Consider the following 18564-nt stretch of genomic DNA (forward strand, 5'->3'; position numbering starts at 1 on the left):
CCCCATCCCCTTGCTGTGAGCCCGGTCACAGACTTTGTCTGTTGAACCAACAAACTAAGTAGGGGCGGGAACTGGCGTCAAGATGTTGCGACCAAGTTTTCGCCGACGCTACTGGGGAAGCGCTCTCTCCGACTAGAGCCGGGGTTGGTTCCGGAACTTGCGCGAAGCTCGTTCGACTCTTGCGCGGTCCATCGAGCGTTTGTACGCTCGGCCCACTCTCCTGACCGCCCCACCAGGAGCTTCACATGACCTTGTCTCGTCGCACTTTCCTCGCCGCCACCGCCGTGACCGCCCTGGGCGGCACCCAACTGGCTTCGGCCGCCAGCCCGGATCACGCGTTCAACATGCTCTCGCCGTGGATGGTCGGGGCGGATCAGCGACATCGCGGGCGCGGATCACTACTACAACAACGTGAATCAGCAGGACCAGGCCGGCTGCAACGCTTTCGGGATCGACTATCAGCCCTGCGTCATTCCGGGTGATCTGCAGTCCGGGCATCGACGCCACGGCGACCTATGTGGCGGCAGTTCTACAACCTGGCCCGCGTCGGTGTGCAGGGTCTCCGACGACTTAGAAGAGCTCGAGGCTGTCGGAGGCGAGGGTGATGACGGCGTCGTCGAGGTAGAGCCGGCAGGCGATCGCGTGCCCGGCGCAGGTGAGCAATGCCGGGCCGGCCGCGTCGACGACGCGGTAGGCGACAGGGTGCTCGCAGCGCTCCACGGCGCCCTCGTTCTCGCGGTGGCAACCGAGCACGTGGCAGGAGACGGTCTCGCCGACGTTCATCAGGGTGAGGCCGTGCTCGGGGCAGACGCCCCAGCCGACGCCGCACGACTGGCCCTCGCTCGCGGCCAGGCGGATCAGGCTGCCGGCGGTCGCCTCCAGCTCACCGGCGATGGTCCGGAAGGTGCTGGCGGCCTGGTCGAGGTCACGACGGAAACGCCGCAGTTGAGGGGTTTCCGGCATCCCGCGAGTGGCTGCCTGCAGGTTCTCCGACAGCGACATCGCGGCGACGGCGATCTCGTCGACCCGGACCGGGGTGTTGAACTCGCCGAGCGCCGTACCGTTCACCCGGCCGTTGGGTCGCGGGGTCCACTCTGGCTCACGAGTCTCGTCCGGCGCGGGCCTCGGTTGCTCCTCCGCCTCGTCCGCCGGCATGTGGTTCAGGTGAGGCTCCGGTTGCGAACCGTGACCATTGGTCCCGTTCGCAGCCGCGGTCCCGTTCACCGGGATCCGGCTCTCCTGCGCTGTCCGCCCGTTCATACAGCCTCACTCGTCAAATGCCTGGCCATCGCCATGCCCGCCCCCTGATGTGCCTCCGGTGGCCGATCGTGCCATGTCCCCGGTGCCCACGACCAGAGGAAATCACCCAGCGTCACGCACTGCTCCCCCTCACTTGCACAACGCAACAATCCGCCCCAGACTTCGGACACATTCCCCACTCAGCGTTGACATAGTCACACGCTGAGCATTCCTCAACGTTGCTTTAACATTTCCGCACGCACTGTCACCGCGAGGTAGCAGTCAGGTGCTGACGGAGAAATTCGACGGTTTGGGCGCGTGCCGACAGCGCCGAGTGGGGCGGGTCCTCGCTCAGGTCGCGGGTCAGCACCGAGTGGGCCATCTTGCGGTAGCCGTCCGGGTTGCCCGGACTGCTGTCGAGCTCGATCACCTCGAACGCGTCGCCGAGCTCTTCGCTCAATGTGGTGAACCGTTCCGTCGGTGACACCCGGTCGTGGCTGAAGCGCAGTCCCAGGACGCACAGACCGTCCGTGCGCGCCCGTTCCTTGACGACCTCGAGCTCCTGCCGGGACAGCCCCGGATCGCGCCGCAGCCGGCCGGTGACGGCGAATGGCGTCGACGGCTGGCTCAGCACCGGCGCCTTCACCACGTCCTCGACCGCGGCGGCGAGTGCGAAGCCGCCGGTGAAGCACATCCCGATCACACCGACGCCGCGTCCCGGCGTCCGCACGGCCAAGTCGGCGGCGACGGCCCGCAGATACTTCGTGATCGGTCGCTCGGCGTCGGCCGCGAACGCGCGGAACTCCTTCGCCACACACAGCCGCGCGAGCACCCCCAGGGCGTAGCCGGTCGTTTCGGGGCGTCCCGGCGTACCGAACGGGGACGGGATGACGACCGTGAACCCCTCGCTGACGAGGTGGTCGCCGAAACCGAGCACCTCGGGGGTGAGTCCCGGGATCTCGGGGATCAGGACGACGCCCGGCCCCGCGCCCTTCTCGAAGCAGTCGTAGGTCAGCCCCGCTCCGGTGAACGGCGCCCGCCGCCAGCCGGTCAGATCGGAACTCGGTGCCGTCATCGCGCCTCCTCGGAAGGTGGTGCCCAAGCTTAGAGTGCCCGGGCGGCGACAACCTGTGCCCGAACGGGCTGGCGGAAACGTCGATTGCAGCTTTTGACAGTTGCTTCGGGGAGCGAACTGGACCAGACCTCTGACATACTCCGGGCGACTATCACTTTGAGACCCTGGGGGGGTCCCCGTGTCTTTCCGTCCTGCCCACTTGCTGCGCCTGGGTCTGCCCGCAGCCATGGTCGCGGCGACGCTGGTAGCGGTCATCGGTTCGTCCGGTACCGCCGAGGTGTCCGCCGAACCACGCCCGTTCCCGGCGAAGTCCCGCCCCGACAGGGTGAGCGGACCCGCCTACGAGGCGAAGTCCGTGATCGTGAAGTTCAAGCCGAAGGCGACCACCTCGGCCCGGAAGGCCGCACTGTCCAAGGTCAAGGGCACGCCGGACGTGTCCGTCACCTCCGACGTGGTCACCGTGACCGGTGACGGGCCGGCTCCCGAACTGCTGAAGAAGGTCAAGGCCGACCCGGCGGTCGAGCTTGCCTCGCTCAACTACATCCGGCGCAAAGACGCCACCCCGAACGACTGGCTCTACGTCAACTACCAGAAGTACCTGCGGAACGTCCGAGTCAACCAGGCCTGGGATCTGTCCAGGTCCGCCGGCACGCAGACGGTCGCCGTCCTGGACACCGGTGTCGACGCCGGCCACCCGGACCTGGCAGGCCACCTGCTGCCGGGCTACAACACCTTCAACACGGCTCTGCCGCCGAACGACGGTGACGGCCACGGTACGGCGGTGACCGGCATCATCGGGGCCGGGACCGGCAACACCATCGGCATCGCGGGGGTGGCCTGGAACGCGAAGGTCCGGCCGGTGAAGGTGCTCGACGACACCGGCAGCGGTAGCGACGCGAACGTCATCAACGGCATCAACTGGGCGGTCAAGAACGGCGCCCGGGTGATCAACATGTCGCTCGGCGGCGACGGTGACAACCCGATCCTGCACACCGCGATCAAGAACGCGGTCGCCAAGGGCGTCGTCCTGGTCGCCGCGGCCGGCAACACCGGTGTGTCGGCCCCGCACTACCCGGCCGCCTACCCGGAGGTCCTGTCGGTCGGCGCCACCAACTGGTACGGCGCGCTGACCGACTTCAGCACCTACGGGGACACGGTCGACATCGCGGCCCCCGGCTTCAACATCACCAGCACGGCACCGCGCGCGCAGACCCCGCCGGGCTACGACCCGTACTGGATCGGCCTCAGCGGTACGTCGTTCTCGTCGCCGATCGTCGCGGGTGTCGCGGCGCTGGTGCGGAACAAGTGGCCGTCGTTCACGCCGGCGCAGGTCATGGCACGTCTTAAGACGACCGCCCGTGACGCCGGGCCGCGCGGCAACGACCCGTACTACGGTGCCGGCATCCTGGACGCGTACTACGCCCTCGGCGGCAAGTGGACCACCGACTACCCCGTCGCCGGTGCCGACGGCAACGACCAGCCGGGCCGGGCGAGGGCGCTCACGGCCCCGGTCAGCTCCACGATCGCTGTCGAGGGTGACGTCGACTGGTACGTGGTGACCTCGGCCGCGGCCCGAAACCTCAAGGTGTCGCTCACCGGCTCGGAGTTCAACCTCGACCTCCCGGTGAACATCGGTCCACGCGTCGAGGTGTACAACGCCGAGCTGGAGCCGCTGGCGACCGCGGTGAACCCGTTCCCGGCGAACCCGAACGTCCCGGTGCCGTTGACCGCGACCGCGAACGTCAGCGTCGCTGCAGGCGCCACGTTCATTGCCGTACGCAACGACAACGGGTCGCGCGACACTCGCCCGTACACGCTGAGCTTCACCGAGGAAGGATCGGGCGGCACGAGTCCCGGGACCGCGTACCCGGTGCGGGACGTCGATCCGCCCGACCTGTCGGCGGGGATGTTCGTGACCACCAAGCCGTCGGTGACGTTCGCTCGTGCGGTGCTCGCGACCAGCGTCACGCCGAGCACGGTCCGGCTGGTGAACGGCAAGACCGGTTCCACCGTGGGCGCCACCGTCCAGTACGACGAGGCGACCAAGAAAGCCCAGATCACGCCGACCGCTCCCCTGCTGGACGCCGCGCCGTACCGGATCGTCGTCAATGGGGTCCAGGAGGCCGGCGGTACGCCACTTGCACCGTTCAGCAGTGTGTTCTCGACGATCGACCAGGCGCCGGCGGCGCCGGTGTTCGACGCGAGCGGCGCGTACCTGGCCGCGAACCTGGCGTGGAAGTACTCGACGCCGCTCTCGGATCTCGACCAGGTGATCGTGCGCCGCAACGCCGGGAGCGCGGTGCCGACGTTGACCACCGGCACGCTCGTCTACGCGGGTACGGCGTCGGCGGTCAAGAACACCGGCCTCGCGCAGAACACGACGTACACCTATGCGGCCTGGGTGAAGGACCGTACCGGCAAGGTCAGCCCGGTGGCGGTGTCGCGACTGTGGGGGATGAAGACGGGCATCGCGATGTCGACGACGCTGCTGAAGTACGGCGGCTCGCTGACGATCAAGGGCAGCACGCTGCGGATCGACAACGTGCCGTACGCCGGGTTGCCGGTCAACCTGTACGTGCGGCCGAAGAACGGCACCAAGTTCACTCTGCTCGCGGCGCTGAAGACGTCGTCGACCGGGAACATGTCGTTCGTGCACAAGCCGCTGGTGTCGTCGGTGTACATGCTGACGTTCCCCGGGAACGCGGATCTGATGGGGACCCGGACGGTGGACGTCACCGTGCAGGTGACGCCGACGATCTCGGCGACCCTGGCGCCGGCCGCGATCAGGCTCGGCCAGGTGACGAAGTTCAACGGGTACGTCGCTCCGGCACACTCCGGTCAGTACGTCTACCTGCAGCAGTACGGGAACAAGGTCTGGAAGTCGATCGCCTGGATGAGGATGAGTTCCTCGGGCGGGTACGCGTTCGGCATCAAGCCGGCCGTTCGTGGCCAGATCGCCTACCGGGTCTGGTTCCCGGGCGACGCCGACCACACGCAGGCGTTCACCGTGAACAAGATCCTCACGATCAGCTGATCAGTTAGCAGCATCGGTACGCCCCGGCCGCTCTGGCCGGGGCGTACTGCGTTAAGGGGCGTAGTGCTGGACCGCGCCTCCCTTGGAGAGGTCGACCAGCGTGTGGGCGAGGTCTTTTGCGTCGGCGAGGACCTCGTCCAGATTCATCGTGGTGAGTTGCCGATCGCGGACCACGACCTGACCGGCGACGAGGACCGTGACGACGTCGGAGGACCGGACCGAGTAGACGAGGGCTGCTCTGGCGTCGTGGACCGGTTGGCAGTGCGGGCCGGAGAGGTCGACGAGGGCGAGGTCGGCTTGGCGGCCTGGCTCGAGGGCCCCGACCTGGTCCGCGAGGCCGGCGGCTGCCGCGCCGCCTCTCGTGGCCAGTCGGAGGGTGTCGGAGACGTTCATCCACTCGGCGTCCTGCTCGCGTTGCTTCTGGGTCAGCGCGACCATGCGCAGAGATTCCCAGACGTCGAGCGTGTTGTGGACGGCCGCTCCATCCGTCCCGATACCGACCTGCAGACCGATGGACTGCAGGCCTTTGATCGGCGTGACTGTGCCCATCGCGAGCTTGAGGTAGACCTTCGGGCAACTGGCGACGGTGGTGCGATCGGCGTACCGCTCGAGGATCGGCAGGTCGGGGTCCCGGATTCCGCAGCCGTGGGCGATGAGTGCGCCCGCGTCGAGTACGCCGGTTCGCTCCAGCACCTGCATCGGTGTCACGCCGAGCCGGTCGAGCGACGACTGTGTCTGATCCTCGGTCTCGGCGGCGTGCAGGTGGATCCGGAATCCCTCCGCTCGCGCGATGTCCGCCGTACGACGTAAGTCCTCGTCGCTGACCGTGTAGGTCGCGTGGGGGCCGAGGCTGGACGTGATGCGCGGGCCTAGGGTGGGGAGGTCGCGAGCTGTGGCGATGGCGGCTTCGATCGCTTCGGGGCCGGTCGACGAGAAGAACGTGGGCGCCAGGTCGGCGCGGATGCCGGACTCCAGGGCCGCTTCGGCGATCTGGTCGGCGTGGAAGTAGTGATCGACGAACGTGGTCACGCCGGCGAGCAGCATCTCCGCACACGCGAGGCGCGCGCCGACCCGGACGCGCTCGGGGGTCAGATTCACCTCCATCGGCCAGATCCGCTGGTTGAACCAGTCGTCGATCGACAGGTCCTCGGCTGCGCCGCGCATCATCACCATCGGACTGTGCGTATGCGAGTTCACCAACCCCGGCACCGCAATCAACCCGGTCCCGTCGATCACCTCCGAAGCCGCCTCGGGTGCCGCCGCTCCGTCGTCAGCCTGCGCCGCCGCGCTCGGGGTGACGCCGGTGGCGGTGATCGCGGTGATCTGGTCGTCCTCGATGTGGATGTCCTGCCCCTCGTCCACGCGGCAGTCGCCGGACTCGGGCACGATCAGGACCGACACATTACGGATCACCAGGTACGACATCCATCCTCCAGCCGGTCGTCGTACCGCAGTCTTCCAGGGACGTGGTTCGCGACGCGCCGCCGCGACCTCGCCGCCGTCGGCAGGTGGACTCGACCGCGCAACCCAGCGCTGTACGACGTACCTCTCCTGACCTTCGATGCCTAGGTCGTGCCTTCGCCGGCGACACGCGGGTCGACCCAGATCCACCTGTCGCCGCCATCCCCAGCTGGACGGTAGCCGAGTGCCCAGCCTCGAACGTCATCGGCTGTCCGCCCCATGCGCTCCGCGGCGCGACGACGTTCCTCCCAGTCGTCGACGTAGAACACTTGGCCGTGACCGGGACCACCGGACAGCCTGACTACCTGGCGGCTGTTGGCCATTTCAGACCAACCGCCGACCACCCTCGCCCATAACGGCATGATCGGTGCTGCCACCGACAATTCCAGCTGTTGGCGGTCATCAATGTCCGGTCAGACGTAACAGTTCCGTCGGATCACGGCGAGCCCCTTGTGTCGCGGTTCGCGAGGCGCTGCTGGTTCGCGTCGCGGCGGCGCTCCGCGATCGTCACGTTCGGGTCGTGCGGGCCAGTCCACCTGGCAGCACGGCCTTTGCCGCTGGCCTTCCGTGCGCCCTACAACGCCCGACGCAGAGCCGGCGTGATCGAGTCCAGCCTCCGCAGCTCACCGGCGAGGAACTCCAGCGAGCCGGCAGCTCCAGCCGCGTCGATCGGCCAATGCTGCACCTGCTCGACTATCTTCAACTTCGCCTGCTGCAGCGCGGGGATGATCGTCGGCCGGTCGGTGAGTCCGTAGGCGTCGACCAACACCCGGAGGCGGTGGGGCAGGTCGGGCAGCGGATCGAAGCCGGTCTCGGCGAGCTGACGGTCGGACTCCAGCGGCAGGAATGCCCAGGCGGCGGATGCGAGATCGAGCAGCGGGTCGATCGGCCCGGCTGCATCCCAGTCGATGAAGGCGACCGGTACACCAGCTCGATAGACGGTGTTCCACGGGCCCAGGTCGCCGTGCGACACGATCTCGCCGGGATTGGGCGCGTGGGGATGGAAGCGGTAGCCGGTGTGCTGCGGCTGGAAGCTGCGGGACGCCTCGTGCAGGTCGCGAAGCAGGTGCCCTACGGCGGCCAGTGCATCGTCTGTCCGGGCGTACGCCGGGAGCGGGTTACCGCGCCCCGGCTCCCACTCCGGATCCGCGAGTACGTCGCCTTCGAGGAACGTCAGCACCTCATGGTCGCCCTCGATGCCGACGACCCGGGGTGCTCCGTGGAAGCCGACGGCCTCGAGGTGCGTCAGGTACTCGTGCACGGCCGGCGTCCACGGGCCGACCGGGCGGAGCAGGTCGGAGCCGCGGCGCTCGAGACCGCTCGTCATCCGGCCTCCCAGGAGCTCATCCAAGGCTCGGTGGCCCCGGCTCGATGCGGGAGGTCGCAAGCACGGCAGCGGTCGCCACCCAGGAGACCGTGTCGGAGTCGGCGAAGGCACCGACGTTCGGGATGTTGATCGAGAAGCGCCTCGTCACGCGCCCAACCGTAGTAGGACGAACTGGATCGTGTCGCCCGGGAGCAGGTCCGTCTCCACTTCGACGAGCCCGTGCCAGCTGCTCGGCGTACTCGAGCTGGGCGTCCCGACTAACCGTGCTCTTTCACCGTGATGATGATCCTGCCGCGCGTGCGCTCTGCGAAGGCGGCGGGGGCGGCCGCCAGGTCGCGGACGGTCGTGACAAGCGGTGTGAGCCGCCCATCGCGGAGGCGAGCGGCCAACTGCGCCAACTGTTCGCGGTTGGGCTCGACAACGAAGAAGATGGCCCGGCCGTCACTGGGATGGATGGTCGGCGGATCGGCGATGGTGACGAGGGTGCCGCCGGGGCGTAACAGCGTGGTGGAGCGGTCGCGGATCTCGCCGCCGATCACGTCGAGCACCACGTCGACCTCGCCGGCGTCCTCGAGGCGGTCGCCGTCCAGGTCGAGGAACTCGTGGACGCCCATGGTGCCGGCCAGGTCCCGGTCGGAAGCCCGGCCGGTGCCGATGATGTGGGCTCCGGTCTCGCGGGCCAGTTGTACGGCGACCGAGCCGACGGAGCCGCCGGCGCCGTGGATGAGGACGGTTTGGCCTGTCTGCAGGTGAGCGTGGTCGAACAGCGCTTGCCAGGCGGTCAGACCAGAGATCGGTAGGGCGGCCGCGGCGATGTGGTCGACGTCGGCGGGGAGCGGAGCCAGGTTGCGGGCCTCCACTGCGGCGTACCCGGCGAGCGAACCGTTGCGGGCCCAGTCGGCCAGCCCGAAGACCCGCTGACCAACGGTGAGACCGGTGGTGCCGTAGCCGAGCTCGACGACCACACCGGACAGCTCGTGGCCGGGGACACTTGGCGTGCGGTCGCGGCCGGCTCGGTCGGTCCAGGTCCCTGGCCAGTCCAGCTCGCCGCGGGTGAAGCCGGCGGCGTGGACTTGCACGATGACGTCGTTCTCGGCGGCGTGGGGGTAGGGCAGCTCGGTCAGGGACAGCCCGTGGCCGTCGGCCTCACGGTCCCGGGCAGTGATGGCACGCATGAAGGTCCTTTGCAGTGGTCGTTGTGCTGGCTCGAGATCGACCCTACGTAGGCGTGGCCCGCGATCGGTGGGCCATTCGGCGGCGGTTTCGATGGGCCACTTGGGCGTGTGATTGGCCTACTCCCAGCATTACGCGCGGACCTCCGGCCGGAAAAGTACGGCGGCAGATTCCATCCGCCGGGCCATGGGAGGGGACGACGTTCAGATGCCTGCGCGGGTGAAGGTCAAATGCGTGACTCCGCTGGGCGAGGAGGTGGCCTCGACCTTGTAGTCCTTCTCGACGCCCTCCAGTCCGTCCCAGAGCCGCATGCCACGGCCGAGCAGGATCGGGACCACCACCGCGTGCAGGTAGTCGACGAGCCCGGCGGCAAGGAAGTCGCGGATCATGGTCGGACCTCCGCCGAGGCGTACGTCCTTTCCGCCCGCAGCCTCGCGAGCCGTCTCGAGCGCCTCGGCCGGCGACGCGTCGAGGAAGTGGTAGGTCGTGCCGCCCTCCATCTCGATCGACGGGCGCGGGTGATGGGTGAGGATGAAGACCGGGGTGTGGAACGGCGGGTTGGGACCCCACGCGCCCTTCCACTCCGGGTCCTCGTGCCAGCCGGGGTGGCCGAACTTCCCGGCGCCCATGATCTCGGCGCCGATCCCCGGATCGTGCTGCCGGACGAAGGCGTCGTCGACGCCGCCGCTACCGCCGGCCTCCCACGACCGGGTGGCGAACATCCATTCGTGCAGCCGATCCCCGGCGTGACCGAAATGCGCGTCGGCGCTCTGACCCTCACCGGCGCCGAAGCCGTCGAGCGAGATGGAGAAGTTGTGGACGCGGGCGAGTGACATAGAACCTGCTCCTTCGATCATCGTGGTCGTAGATCCGGTCGCTGTCGTGGTCGTGTCATTGAGCGTGCACCGAGTCGACCCATACGTCTAATGCCAGTCTTCGTGCCGATCCATAGAAAACGTTGATATCGCTGGTCGCCACTCAGCGGGCGGTGTCACCACCACGGCGGTTCCGCCATGGGAACATCTGTTCGAATCTCGGGTATGGTGGGGTCATGGCGGGTGATCTTCAGGGCTCGTTGCTGGATGCGTTCGAGGATCCTGCGCTGGGCCCGGTGGACGGGGTCCGGCGGACGGACCTCGGTCGCGGCGCGTGGATCGACGTACTGCCGCGCTGGCTGACCGGGGCGGATCAGGTGTACGAGCGGTTGGCGCGAGACGTGCCGTGGCAGGCCGAGCGGCGGCAGATGTACGACCGGGTGGTCGATGTGCCGCGGCTGCTCTGCTTTTACGGGGAGAACGAGGAACTGCCGTTGCCGATCCTGGACGAGGCCCGCGACCTGCTCAGTGAGCACTACGCGGAGGAACTGGGCGAACCATTCTGTACCGCGGGGTTGTGCTTCTACCGCGACGGACGCGACAGCGTGGCCTGGCACGGCGACCGGATCGGGCGCGGCGACCGCGAGGACACGATGGTCGCCATCCTCTCCGTCGGCGAACCACGGGTGCTGGCACTGCGACCGCGCCCCGGTGGCTCGAGCGGCCCGGTCAGCTCGACGGTCCGGTATCCCCTCGGCCACGGAGATCTCATCGTCATGGGCGGCTCCTGCCAACGCACCTGGGAACACGCCATCCCCAAAGCGTCCGGCCACATCGGCCCGCGCATCAGCATCCAGTTCCGCCCCCGCGGCGTCCGCTGAGTGCGCCATGTCAGGCGGCGGCCTGGGCCGGTTGGAGGGGTTGGTAGACGTGGTGAGCGGAGGCTATGTAGAAGCCGAGGAGAGGGACTCCGGCGGCTCGGCAGGTGTGGGTGGCGGCTGTTGCCCATTCGGTGTCCAGCTCGGGCCAGGTAGGTGGGCCAGGGCGGCCTAGAGCCAAGAGCAGGGACGTGCCGGGAGCGGTGCGGACAGCGGGCATGATCGGGGTCAGGGCAGACGTGCACATGTCGCCGGCCTCCAACGAGCGGCTGCGATGCTCGAACTCCGAGGGCAGGTCGACGGCGACGGCGGCTCGGTAGCGGTTGTCTTCGTCGCACAGGACGACGGTGAACGTGCCGCGCTGGCGGTCGCCGAGGCTCACCAGGAGGTCGACGACGTCGGCGGCCAGGTCGGGATCGGAGAGTGGATGGTCGGTCCAGGTCTGTGGGAGGTCTTGGAAGCTCATACCTACAAGGTGCCGTCGTTTCGACCCCCGATCTGAGTTATCCACAGACCAATTTCGGCCCAGCAAGTGGCCCATCAACTGGGTCCTGAAGTGGATCTGCCCGCTGGGCCGCCACGCTCCTAGGCTCAAGACATACCGAGTCGAGGGAGACGACGATGAGCATCACGATCGACCGCATCCGCAGCGGACGCGACAGCGTTCTCCCGCCGGCCGGTGCGCCGCGCGACCTGGCGATGGCGCAGCTCGCCAACTCGGTCGGCGATGGGGCGTTCATCGTCACGAGTGCGCTGTTCTTCACCCGCCTGGTCGGGCTCTCGACGGCCCAGGTCGGGCTAGGCCTCACAGTCGCTTGGTTGGTCGGGTTTCTCGTGGGTGTTCCGCTGGGCAATCTCGCCGATCGGAAGGGCGCCCGCGGGGTTGCGGTGGTCCTGGCGTTGACGACGGCGGCTTCGGTCGGGTCGTTCACGGTCGTGCGGAGCTTCCCGCTCTTCCTGATCGCCGCGATCGTCTACGCCAGCAGCCAAACCGGCCTCACCGCCGCCCGGCAGGCTCTCCTCGCCGGTCTGGTCGATCCAGCCGAGCGCACCCGCATTCGCGCGTTCCTCCAGTCCACAGTCAACGCCGGACTCGCAGTCGGCGCGGCACTCGGCGGTATCGCGCTCCACTACGACACCGCGACGGCGTACCTGACTGTCTTCGCACTCGACGCCCTCAGCTTCCTGATCGCCGCCCGACTCCTCCACCGAGTGCCACGCATCGCAGTCAGCACCAGGGTCAAGGGCGAGCCGCGCCTCGCCGTACTGCACGACCGTCCGTACGCCGTACTCGCGCTGCTGAACGCGATCATGCTGCTCTTCATGCCTCTCCTCAGCCTGGTCGCGCCACTGTGGATCGTCACCCGCACCGACGCACCGGACTGGGTCGTAGCGTCGCTCCTGATCGTCAACACGATCGGAGTCACGCTCTTCCAGGTGCGGGCCGCACGCAGCGTGCGAGACCTCCGCACAGCCACCCGCTCGGTCCGGTACGCCGGAGTCGCCATGCTGGCCGCGTGTGCGGTGTTCGCCATCTCCGCCTTCGACATGGGCGCTACGACGGCTGCCGTCGTGCTCATCAGCGGTGCAGCACTTCTGACGCTGGGCGAGATGAAGCTGGCCTCCGGCGCGTGGGAGATCAGCTTCGGACTGGCGCCGGCCGACAAGCAGGGGCAGTACCAAGGCTTCTTCGGCACCGGCCCCGCCATCGCCCGCATGCTCGGTCCGGCGCTGCTCACTACCGTCGTCCTTGGGTGGGGTCCGATCGGCTGGATCGCTGTGGGTGCAGTGTTCCTGGGTACCAGTTGCGCAACTGGTCCCGCCGTACGATGGGCTGCGCGGACGAGGGCCGTCAACGAGGACGCCCTGCCGTCGCTGGTAGAGGAGAACGCCGCCTGATGGAGATCCCCGGACTGGTAGAGATCACGACGTACGACGAGCTGCGGGAGATCGTGCCGGCACCACTGGCTGCCGCCGCGGGCAAGACCCGCAAGGAGTTGCACGAGCTGGACCGGCAGTGGCTGGCCGCGTCGCCGTTCTGCCTGATCGCCACCTCGGCGGCGGACGGCACCTGCGACGTCTCCCCCAAGGGCGACCCGGCCGGGTTCACCAAGATCTTCGACGACAGCACGATCGCCATCCCGGAGCGGGCGGGCAACCGGCGGGTCGACGGGTTCACCAACCTCCTCAGCAATCCGCACGTCGGCCTGATCTTCTTCATTCCCGGGCGCGGTGACACGCTCCGGATCAACGGACGGGCCCGGATCGTCAAGGAGGCACCGTTCTTCGACGAGATGATCGTCCGGGGCAACCGTCCGCAGCTGGCCCTGCTGGTGGAGATCGAGGAGGTCTTCCACCACTGCTCGAAGTCGTTCCTGCGGTCGCAGCTGTGGAAGCCCGAGACCTGGGAGCCGGACGCGATGCCGAGCCGGGCGAAGATCTCGAAGGCGCTGGAGCGCAAGGACGAGGACCTGGCCGAGCTGGAGGCGTACTACAGCACGGCGTACGAGGAGAAGATCTACCAGGTCAAATACTGAACTACCGCGGAGGGAGCAGTCCGGGATACTCCGTGGCGACGATGACACCCACCTCCCGGACCTCTACGGTTTCGTACTGTGACCACGACTGAGCCGATCGCCGCGCCGACCTGGGGAGCCCGGGTACGGCGGATCGCGCTGCCCGTGGTGCTCAGCGTGTTCATGGTCGTGGGCTCGTTCGGCGCCGCCAACGGTCAGCCGGACCGCCGGGAGCCCGACTGGTTCATGGTCGTGCTGCTCCTGATCGGGTCGGTGTCGCTCTACTGGCTCCGGACCCATCCGGTCCCGGTGCTGTGGGCAACGGTCGGGTCGACGCTCGTCTACATGCTGATGGAGTACCCCTGGGGTCCGGTCATCTTCTCGTTCGTGATCGCCGCCTTCTCGGTGATCCGCCTCGGTCACCGGCTGCAGGGTTGGATCGGCATCGCGACGCTGTACGTCGGCCATGTCGGCGGCCGGATGATCCTCGGCATCAACGAGCAGGGCGTGTACCAGATCCTCCTGGTCGGCACATGTTTCGTCGTCCTGGGATTCACCGCGGAGCTCTTCCGCGCCCAGCGGGACCGGGCCGCGGCGACGGCCAGAACGCGGCGGGAGGCCGAGCTGCGGAAAGCCGGCGAGGAGCGGCTGCGGATCGCGCAGGAGTTGCACGACGTGGTCGCGCATCACATCTCACTGATCAACGTGCAGGCGTCGACCGCGCTGCACCTGGTCGATCGCCAGCCTGAGCAGGCCGGTCCGGCCCTGGCCGCGATCAAGGACGCGAGCAAGGAAGCGCTGGTCGAGCTGCGGTCGATCGTCGGCATCCTGCGGCAGTCGGACGAGTCGGCGCCACGGCAGCCGGTGGCCGGCCTCGAGCGGCTCGAACACCTGGTCAGCCGGACGTCACGCGCCGGTCTGGAGGTTCACACCATCGTCCACGGCGATCCACACCCGTTGCCGACCGGGCTGGACCGCGCGGCGTTCCGCATCATCCAGGAGTCGCTCACCAACATCGTCCGGCACGCTAAGGCGAACGCCGCGACCATCCGCATCCAGTACGGCGACCAAGCGCTCGTACTGCAGGTGGACGACGACGGTCAGTCCCTCACCGGTCCTCCCAAGGAGGGCAACGGCATCATCGGCATGCGAGAACGAGCCACCGCCCTCGGCGGCACCCTCACCGCCACCCGCACCCCCGCCGGCGGCCTGCGCATCACCGCCCACCTACCGCTGTAGGTCAGCTGGACGGCAGGCGGACGTGGGAGGGGTTGAGGTCGGCTACTCGGGAGACGCCTAGGAGGGCCATCGTGCGGCGGACCTCCTTGGTGAGGATCTCGGCAGCGCGGGCAACGCCGCGTTCACCGCCGGCCATCAGGCCGTAGAGGTAGGCACGGCCGACCAGGCAGGCGTCGGCACCCAACGCAATGGCGGCGACGATGTCGGCACCGGAGAGGATGCCGGTGTCGAGGTAGATCTCGGCGTCGCTACCGACTGCCTTGCGGACGTCGGGAAGGATGCGCAGCGGTGTGGGCGCACGGTCGAGCTGGCGGCCGCCGTGGTTGGAGAGCACGATCGCGTCGGCGCCCGCGTCGACCACCCGGCGCGCGTCCTCGACGGTCTGGATGCCCTTGACGATCAGCGGGCCGGACCAGATCGACCGCAGCCAGTTGAGGTCGTCGATCGTCATCGTCGGGTCGAACAGCTTGTCCAGCAGTTCGGCGACCGTACCGTCCCAGTTGGACAGCGAGGCGAACGTCAGCGGCCGCGTCGTCAGTAGGTTGGCCCACCACGCCGGGTGCAGCGACGCGTCCAGCACCGTCTTCGCGGTCAGCGACGGCGGGATGGTGAAGCCGTTCCGTACGTCGCGCAGCCGGGCCCCGGCCACCGGTACGTCGACCGTCAGCATCAGCGCCTCATACCCGGCCGCGGCCGACCGCTTCACCAGGTCCTCACCCGCGTCGCGGTCCTTCCACACGTACAGCTGGAACCACTTGCGCGCATCCGGCGCGGCGGCCGCGACGTCCTCGATCGACGTCGTCCCCATGGTGGACAGCGCGTACGGGATGCCGATCTGCTCGGCGACCTTGACGACCGCGCTCTCGCCCTCGTGGTTCATCATCCGGGTGAACCCGGTCGGCGCGAACGCGAACGGCAGCTCCGAGCGCCCGCCGAGGATCGACGTACCGAGATCGATGTCGGAGACGTTGCGCAGGATCGACGGCTGCAATTCCATCTCGGCGAACAGCTGCCGGGACCGGCGCAGGCTGATCTCCGCCTCGGCCGCACCGTCGGTGTAGTCGAACACCGAGCGCGGCGTCCGGCGCTTGGCGATCGCGCGCAGGTCGGGAATGGTGAGCGCCTTCTCCAACCGGCGGTCGGTCGCGTTCACCGTGATCGGCTTCGGCCGCAGCAGCGGCTTGAGCTCGGACCATTTGGGCAGCTGTCGATCGGTCATCAGAACTCCGGAACGGCCGGCAAGGGTGACCAGGCGGCACCTGATCGTGTGGTCGGACCACAGCATAGCCTGTGGTCCGACCACACAGGTAGAGTCGTCCACATGGGGAGCTGCGCGTGAAGAACTACGAGCTGGTCCTGCATCGGGTCGAGGCCGAACTCGCGGCGGGACGACTGCGGATCGGCGAGCGGCTGCCCGGGGAGCGGGTGCTGGCCGAGCAGCTGGGGATCAGCCGGCCGTCGGTGCGGGAGGCGGTCCGGGTGCTGGAGGCGATGGGCGTGGTCCGGACGGCCACCGGGTCCGGTCCGGAGGCCGGTGCGGTGATCGTCGCCGAGCCGGTGTCGCCGCTGACCGCCGTCCTGCGGTTGCACCTGGCAACCAATCACCTGCCGATGGGCGACGTCGTCCAGACCCGCATCCTGCTGGAGTCGTGGGCCGCCCGGGAAGCGGCCGGCCGGCCGGTGGAGGGCGGTGAGCTGAAGCTCGCGGAGGACTTGCTCGACCAGATGGATGCTTCCGGGTTGTCCCCCGAGGAGTTCCATCTGCTCGACGCAGAGTTCCACGTGGCGTTGTCCGGTCTGGCGGGGAACGTACTGATCGCGGCGGTGATGGCGTCGTTGCGTTCGGCGATCCACGGCTACGTGCTGGCCGCCGTACCCAATCTGCTGGATTGGGAGGCGACCACGGTTGGGCTGCGGGCCGAGCATCGCGCCATTCTGAAGGCGATCCGGGCCGGCGAACCGAACGCCGCCGCCGACCTGGTCACCGCCCACATCCGCGGCTTCTACCAAGCCGCCCGCCTCAATATGCCTTAGCAGCGCTCGGTGGCGGATAGTGCGGTGCGGCGGAGGCCGAGGATGACTGTGGCGCCGACGATGAGGTGGAGCGAGGCCAGGCCGAGCTTGGCGCCGATGCCGACGCCACCGACGAGTGGGCTGCCGAGCGACAGGATGCAGGCGGACACGGCGAGAATGGTCCAGACCTTGCGGGCGTTGGGGCTGCGGCGTTCCAAGAACGCGAGCAGGCCCCAGCCGGCGAAGGCCATCGCGGCCGACGCGAAGAAGACCGAGCCGGCGCCGACGTGGATCTGACGAGAACCCTGCATGGCTTCGAGGTCGATACCGGCCACCGGTGCAAGGATCGCCCACACTGCGAGTGCGGCGACCACGGTGATTCCGATGACCGCGAGCCGGCTGCGGCCTTCCACGCGGATGGGACGGACATCGAGTTGGACTGACATGAGTTCCTCCTGAGGGTTGGATCCCCAACGTCGCCGATCACCCGCTCCGGCGGCATCGGCCACAGGGCTCGGCCGACCTGATCCGAAGTCGGCGAGGCATCGACTTTGGTCGGTGGTGACGGACCGCGGTCGCGGCCTAGGGTCGGCGGCATGCAGGAGAGTTGTGCACCGGTACGCCGGAATCGCTGGGCCGACCTGATCGCGATCGTCGCGGTCGGTGGGTTGTCCGCGGCCACGATCGTCGGTCGGCACTCCAACGGCGCGGAGCGGCAGTGGCTGATCCTCGACATCGCGGTCGGGATCGTTGCCACCGGCCTCATTCTCGTCCTGGCCCGTCGCCCGGTGACGGGCGCGCTCGTGCTCGCCGGACTCGCCGCCCTCTCCCCCGCCGCGACGCCGCCGTCCACCGTCGGCACGCTGACCGTCGCACAACGCCGTCCGCTCCGTACGGCGGTCCTCATCGCGTTGGCGGGGACAGTCGGTCACCTCATTCAGGGGCTCTGGCGGCCGATCGGCAACCTCCCCTTCTTCTGGTTCGCCGTCCTCGACTTCGCCGTGCACGCCGCGCTCCTCGGCTGGGGCCAATGGACCCAGGCCCGACAGCAAGTGCTCGACTCACTCCGCGAGCGTGCTCAGCGGGCCGAGGCCGAGCAGGGTCGCCGGGTGGCCGAGGCGCGGGCGCTCGAGCGCACCAAGATGGCGCGTGAGATGCACGACGTACTCGCGCATCGGCTGTCACTCCTGGCGACGTACGCCGGTGCCCTCGAGTACCGGCCCGATTCGTCACCCGAGAAGCTGGCCAAGGCGGCCGGGGTGATCCGTGCCGGCGTCCACCAGGCGCTCGACGAACTGCGCGAGGTGATCAGCGTGCTGCGCGACACCGAGATCGACGAGCTCCCCGGCGGCCGCCCCCAGCCCACCTTCCAGGACCTCCGCGCGCTCGTCGAGGAGTCCCGCGAAGCCGGTACGACGATCGCGTACGACGACCGGGTCACCGACCCCACGACGTTGCCTCCGGCAACCGGACGAACGGCGTACCGGGTCGTGCAGGAAGGACTCACCAACGCGCGCAAGCACGCGGCCGGGCATCCGGTGACAGTCAGCGTGACCGGGGAGCCAGGTGACGGGCTGCGGATCGAGCTGACCAACCCTGGTTCGAATGGCACCTCGCTCACCCCCGGTAGCGGTACCGGGCTGGTCGGCCTGACTGAGCGGGTCGAGCTCGCCGGCGGCACGCTGGATCACGGGAAGCGGCCCGGTGGCGGGTTCCGGCTCGAAGCCTCGCTACCGTGGCCGTCGTGAGCGAGCGGAGCGAGGTCATCATCAAACACAGCCCATCTTGTGCCTC

At 68.5% G+C, this 18564-nt stretch carries 17 protein-coding genes; 7 read left to right on the plus strand and 10 right to left on the minus strand.

The window, feature by feature from the left end; genetic code table 11:
• Positions 1 to 570: 570 nt before the first annotated feature.
• Together EV652_RS12930 and EV652_RS12935 are read right to left on the minus strand one after the other, a co-directional pair.
• A complete protein-coding gene (locus tag EV652_RS12930) occupies positions 571 to 1260 on the minus strand; it encodes a hypothetical protein (RefSeq protein ID WP_132209338.1) in 690 nt (229 codons plus the stop codon).
• 244 nt (positions 1261 to 1504) lie between these two features.
• Positions 1505 to 2314, minus strand: coding sequence for a dienelactone hydrolase family protein (locus tag EV652_RS12935; protein WP_132209339.1), 810 nt, complete (start codon positions 2312 to 2314; stop codon positions 1505 to 1507).
• A gap of 178 nt (positions 2315 to 2492) precedes the next feature.
• On the opposite strand from EV652_RS12935, the gene EV652_RS12940 reads away from it, so the two are divergent.
• Positions 2493 to 5348 carry a S8 family serine peptidase gene (locus tag EV652_RS12940; RefSeq protein WP_242001729.1) on the plus strand — a complete coding sequence of 952 codons (2856 nt, stop codon included), beginning with the start codon at positions 2493 to 2495 and terminating at the stop codon, positions 5346 to 5348.
• 51 nt (positions 5349 to 5399) lie between these two features.
• Here the strand turns inward: EV652_RS12940 and EV652_RS12945 are convergent, their stop codons facing one another.
• The 5 genes from EV652_RS12945 to EV652_RS12960 form a co-directional block, all read right to left on the minus strand.
• Positions 5400 to 6773 carry an amidohydrolase gene (locus tag EV652_RS12945; RefSeq protein WP_132209340.1) on the minus strand — a complete coding sequence of 458 codons (1374 nt, stop codon included), beginning with the start codon at positions 6771 to 6773 and terminating at the stop codon, positions 5400 to 5402.
• A gap of 610 nt (positions 6774 to 7383) precedes the next feature.
• On the minus strand, positions 7384 to 8136 hold the full coding sequence (locus EV652_RS12950) for an aminoglycoside phosphotransferase family protein (protein WP_132209341.1): 753 nt from the start codon (positions 8134 to 8136) through the stop codon (positions 7384 to 7386).
• Between the two features lie 16 nt (positions 8137 to 8152).
• Positions 8153 to 8284: a hypothetical protein gene (locus EV652_RS45780; RefSeq protein ID WP_255512592.1), complete on the minus strand. Its 132-nt coding sequence runs from the start codon at positions 8282 to 8284 to the stop codon at positions 8153 to 8155.
• A gap of 109 nt (positions 8285 to 8393) precedes the next feature.
• Positions 8394 to 9311: an NADP-dependent oxidoreductase gene (locus EV652_RS12955; RefSeq protein WP_132209342.1), complete on the minus strand. Its 918-nt coding sequence runs from the start codon at positions 9309 to 9311 to the stop codon at positions 8394 to 8396.
• A gap of 201 nt (positions 9312 to 9512) precedes the next feature.
• Complete coding sequence (locus EV652_RS12960) at positions 9513 to 10145, minus strand: dihydrofolate reductase family protein (protein WP_132209343.1); 633 nt, start codon at positions 10143 to 10145, stop codon at positions 9513 to 9515.
• 215 nt (positions 10146 to 10360) lie between these two features.
• On the opposite strand from EV652_RS12960, the gene EV652_RS12965 reads away from it, so the two are divergent.
• Positions 10361 to 11005 carry an alpha-ketoglutarate-dependent dioxygenase AlkB gene (locus tag EV652_RS12965; RefSeq protein ID WP_132209344.1) on the plus strand — a complete coding sequence of 215 codons (645 nt, stop codon included), beginning with the start codon at positions 10361 to 10363 and terminating at the stop codon, positions 11003 to 11005.
• A gap of 10 nt (positions 11006 to 11015) precedes the next feature.
• Here the strand turns inward: EV652_RS12965 and EV652_RS12970 are convergent, their stop codons facing one another.
• The gene (locus EV652_RS12970; protein ID WP_132209345.1) at positions 11016 to 11468 is read right to left on the minus strand and encodes a hypothetical protein; all 453 of its coding nucleotides are present in this window, start codon (positions 11466 to 11468) and stop codon (positions 11016 to 11018) included.
• A gap of 155 nt (positions 11469 to 11623) precedes the next feature.
• Here EV652_RS12970 and EV652_RS12975 point away from each other — a divergent pair, with 155 nt between their 5' ends.
• The 3 genes from EV652_RS12975 (at position 11624) to EV652_RS12985 (ending at position 14757) form a co-directional block, all read left to right on the plus strand.
• Positions 11624 to 12901, plus strand: coding sequence for an MFS transporter (locus tag EV652_RS12975; protein ID WP_132209346.1), 1278 nt, complete (start codon positions 11624 to 11626; stop codon positions 12899 to 12901).
• Positions 12901 to 13539, plus strand: coding sequence for a pyridoxamine 5'-phosphate oxidase family protein (locus EV652_RS12980; protein ID WP_132209347.1), 639 nt, complete (start codon positions 12901 to 12903; stop codon positions 13537 to 13539). The genes EV652_RS12975 and EV652_RS12980 overlap by 1 nt, the downstream gene beginning before the upstream one ends.
• A 78-nt stretch (positions 13540 to 13617) precedes the next feature.
• Entirely contained in the window at positions 13618 to 14757 is a 1140-nt protein-coding gene (locus EV652_RS12985) for a sensor histidine kinase (RefSeq protein ID WP_242001730.1), read from the plus strand.
• A 1-nt stretch (position 14758) separates the two neighbouring features.
• Here EV652_RS12985 and EV652_RS12990 read toward each other — a convergent pair whose 3' ends face one another.
• The gene (locus tag EV652_RS12990; RefSeq protein WP_132209348.1) at positions 14759 to 15976 is read right to left on the minus strand and encodes an alpha-hydroxy acid oxidase; all 1218 of its coding nucleotides are present in this window, start codon (positions 15974 to 15976) and stop codon (positions 14759 to 14761) included.
• 116 nt (positions 15977 to 16092) lie between these two features.
• Between EV652_RS12990 and EV652_RS12995 the strand changes: the two genes are divergently transcribed.
• On the plus strand, positions 16093 to 16791 hold the full coding sequence (locus tag EV652_RS12995) for a FadR/GntR family transcriptional regulator (protein WP_132209349.1): 699 nt from the start codon (positions 16093 to 16095) through the stop codon (positions 16789 to 16791).
• Here EV652_RS12995 and EV652_RS13000 read toward each other — a convergent pair.
• Positions 16788 to 17216 (minus strand): DUF6069 family protein, encoded by a 429-nt coding sequence (locus tag EV652_RS13000; RefSeq protein ID WP_132209350.1) that lies wholly within the window; start codon positions 17214 to 17216, stop codon positions 16788 to 16790. The two genes, EV652_RS12995 and EV652_RS13000, sit on opposite strands and share 4 nt — an antisense overlap.
• Before the next feature lie 150 nt (positions 17217 to 17366).
• Here EV652_RS13000 and EV652_RS13005 point away from each other — a divergent pair, with 150 nt between their 5' ends.
• A complete protein-coding gene (locus EV652_RS13005; RefSeq protein WP_132209351.1) occupies positions 17367 to 18518 on the plus strand; it encodes a sensor histidine kinase in 1152 nt (383 codons plus the stop codon).
• Positions 18519 to 18564 lie beyond the last annotated feature (46 nt).

The organism is Kribbella steppae, from assembly GCF_004342025.1.
Taxonomy (GTDB): domain Bacteria; phylum Actinomycetota; class Actinomycetes; order Propionibacteriales; family Kribbellaceae; genus Kribbella; species Kribbella steppae.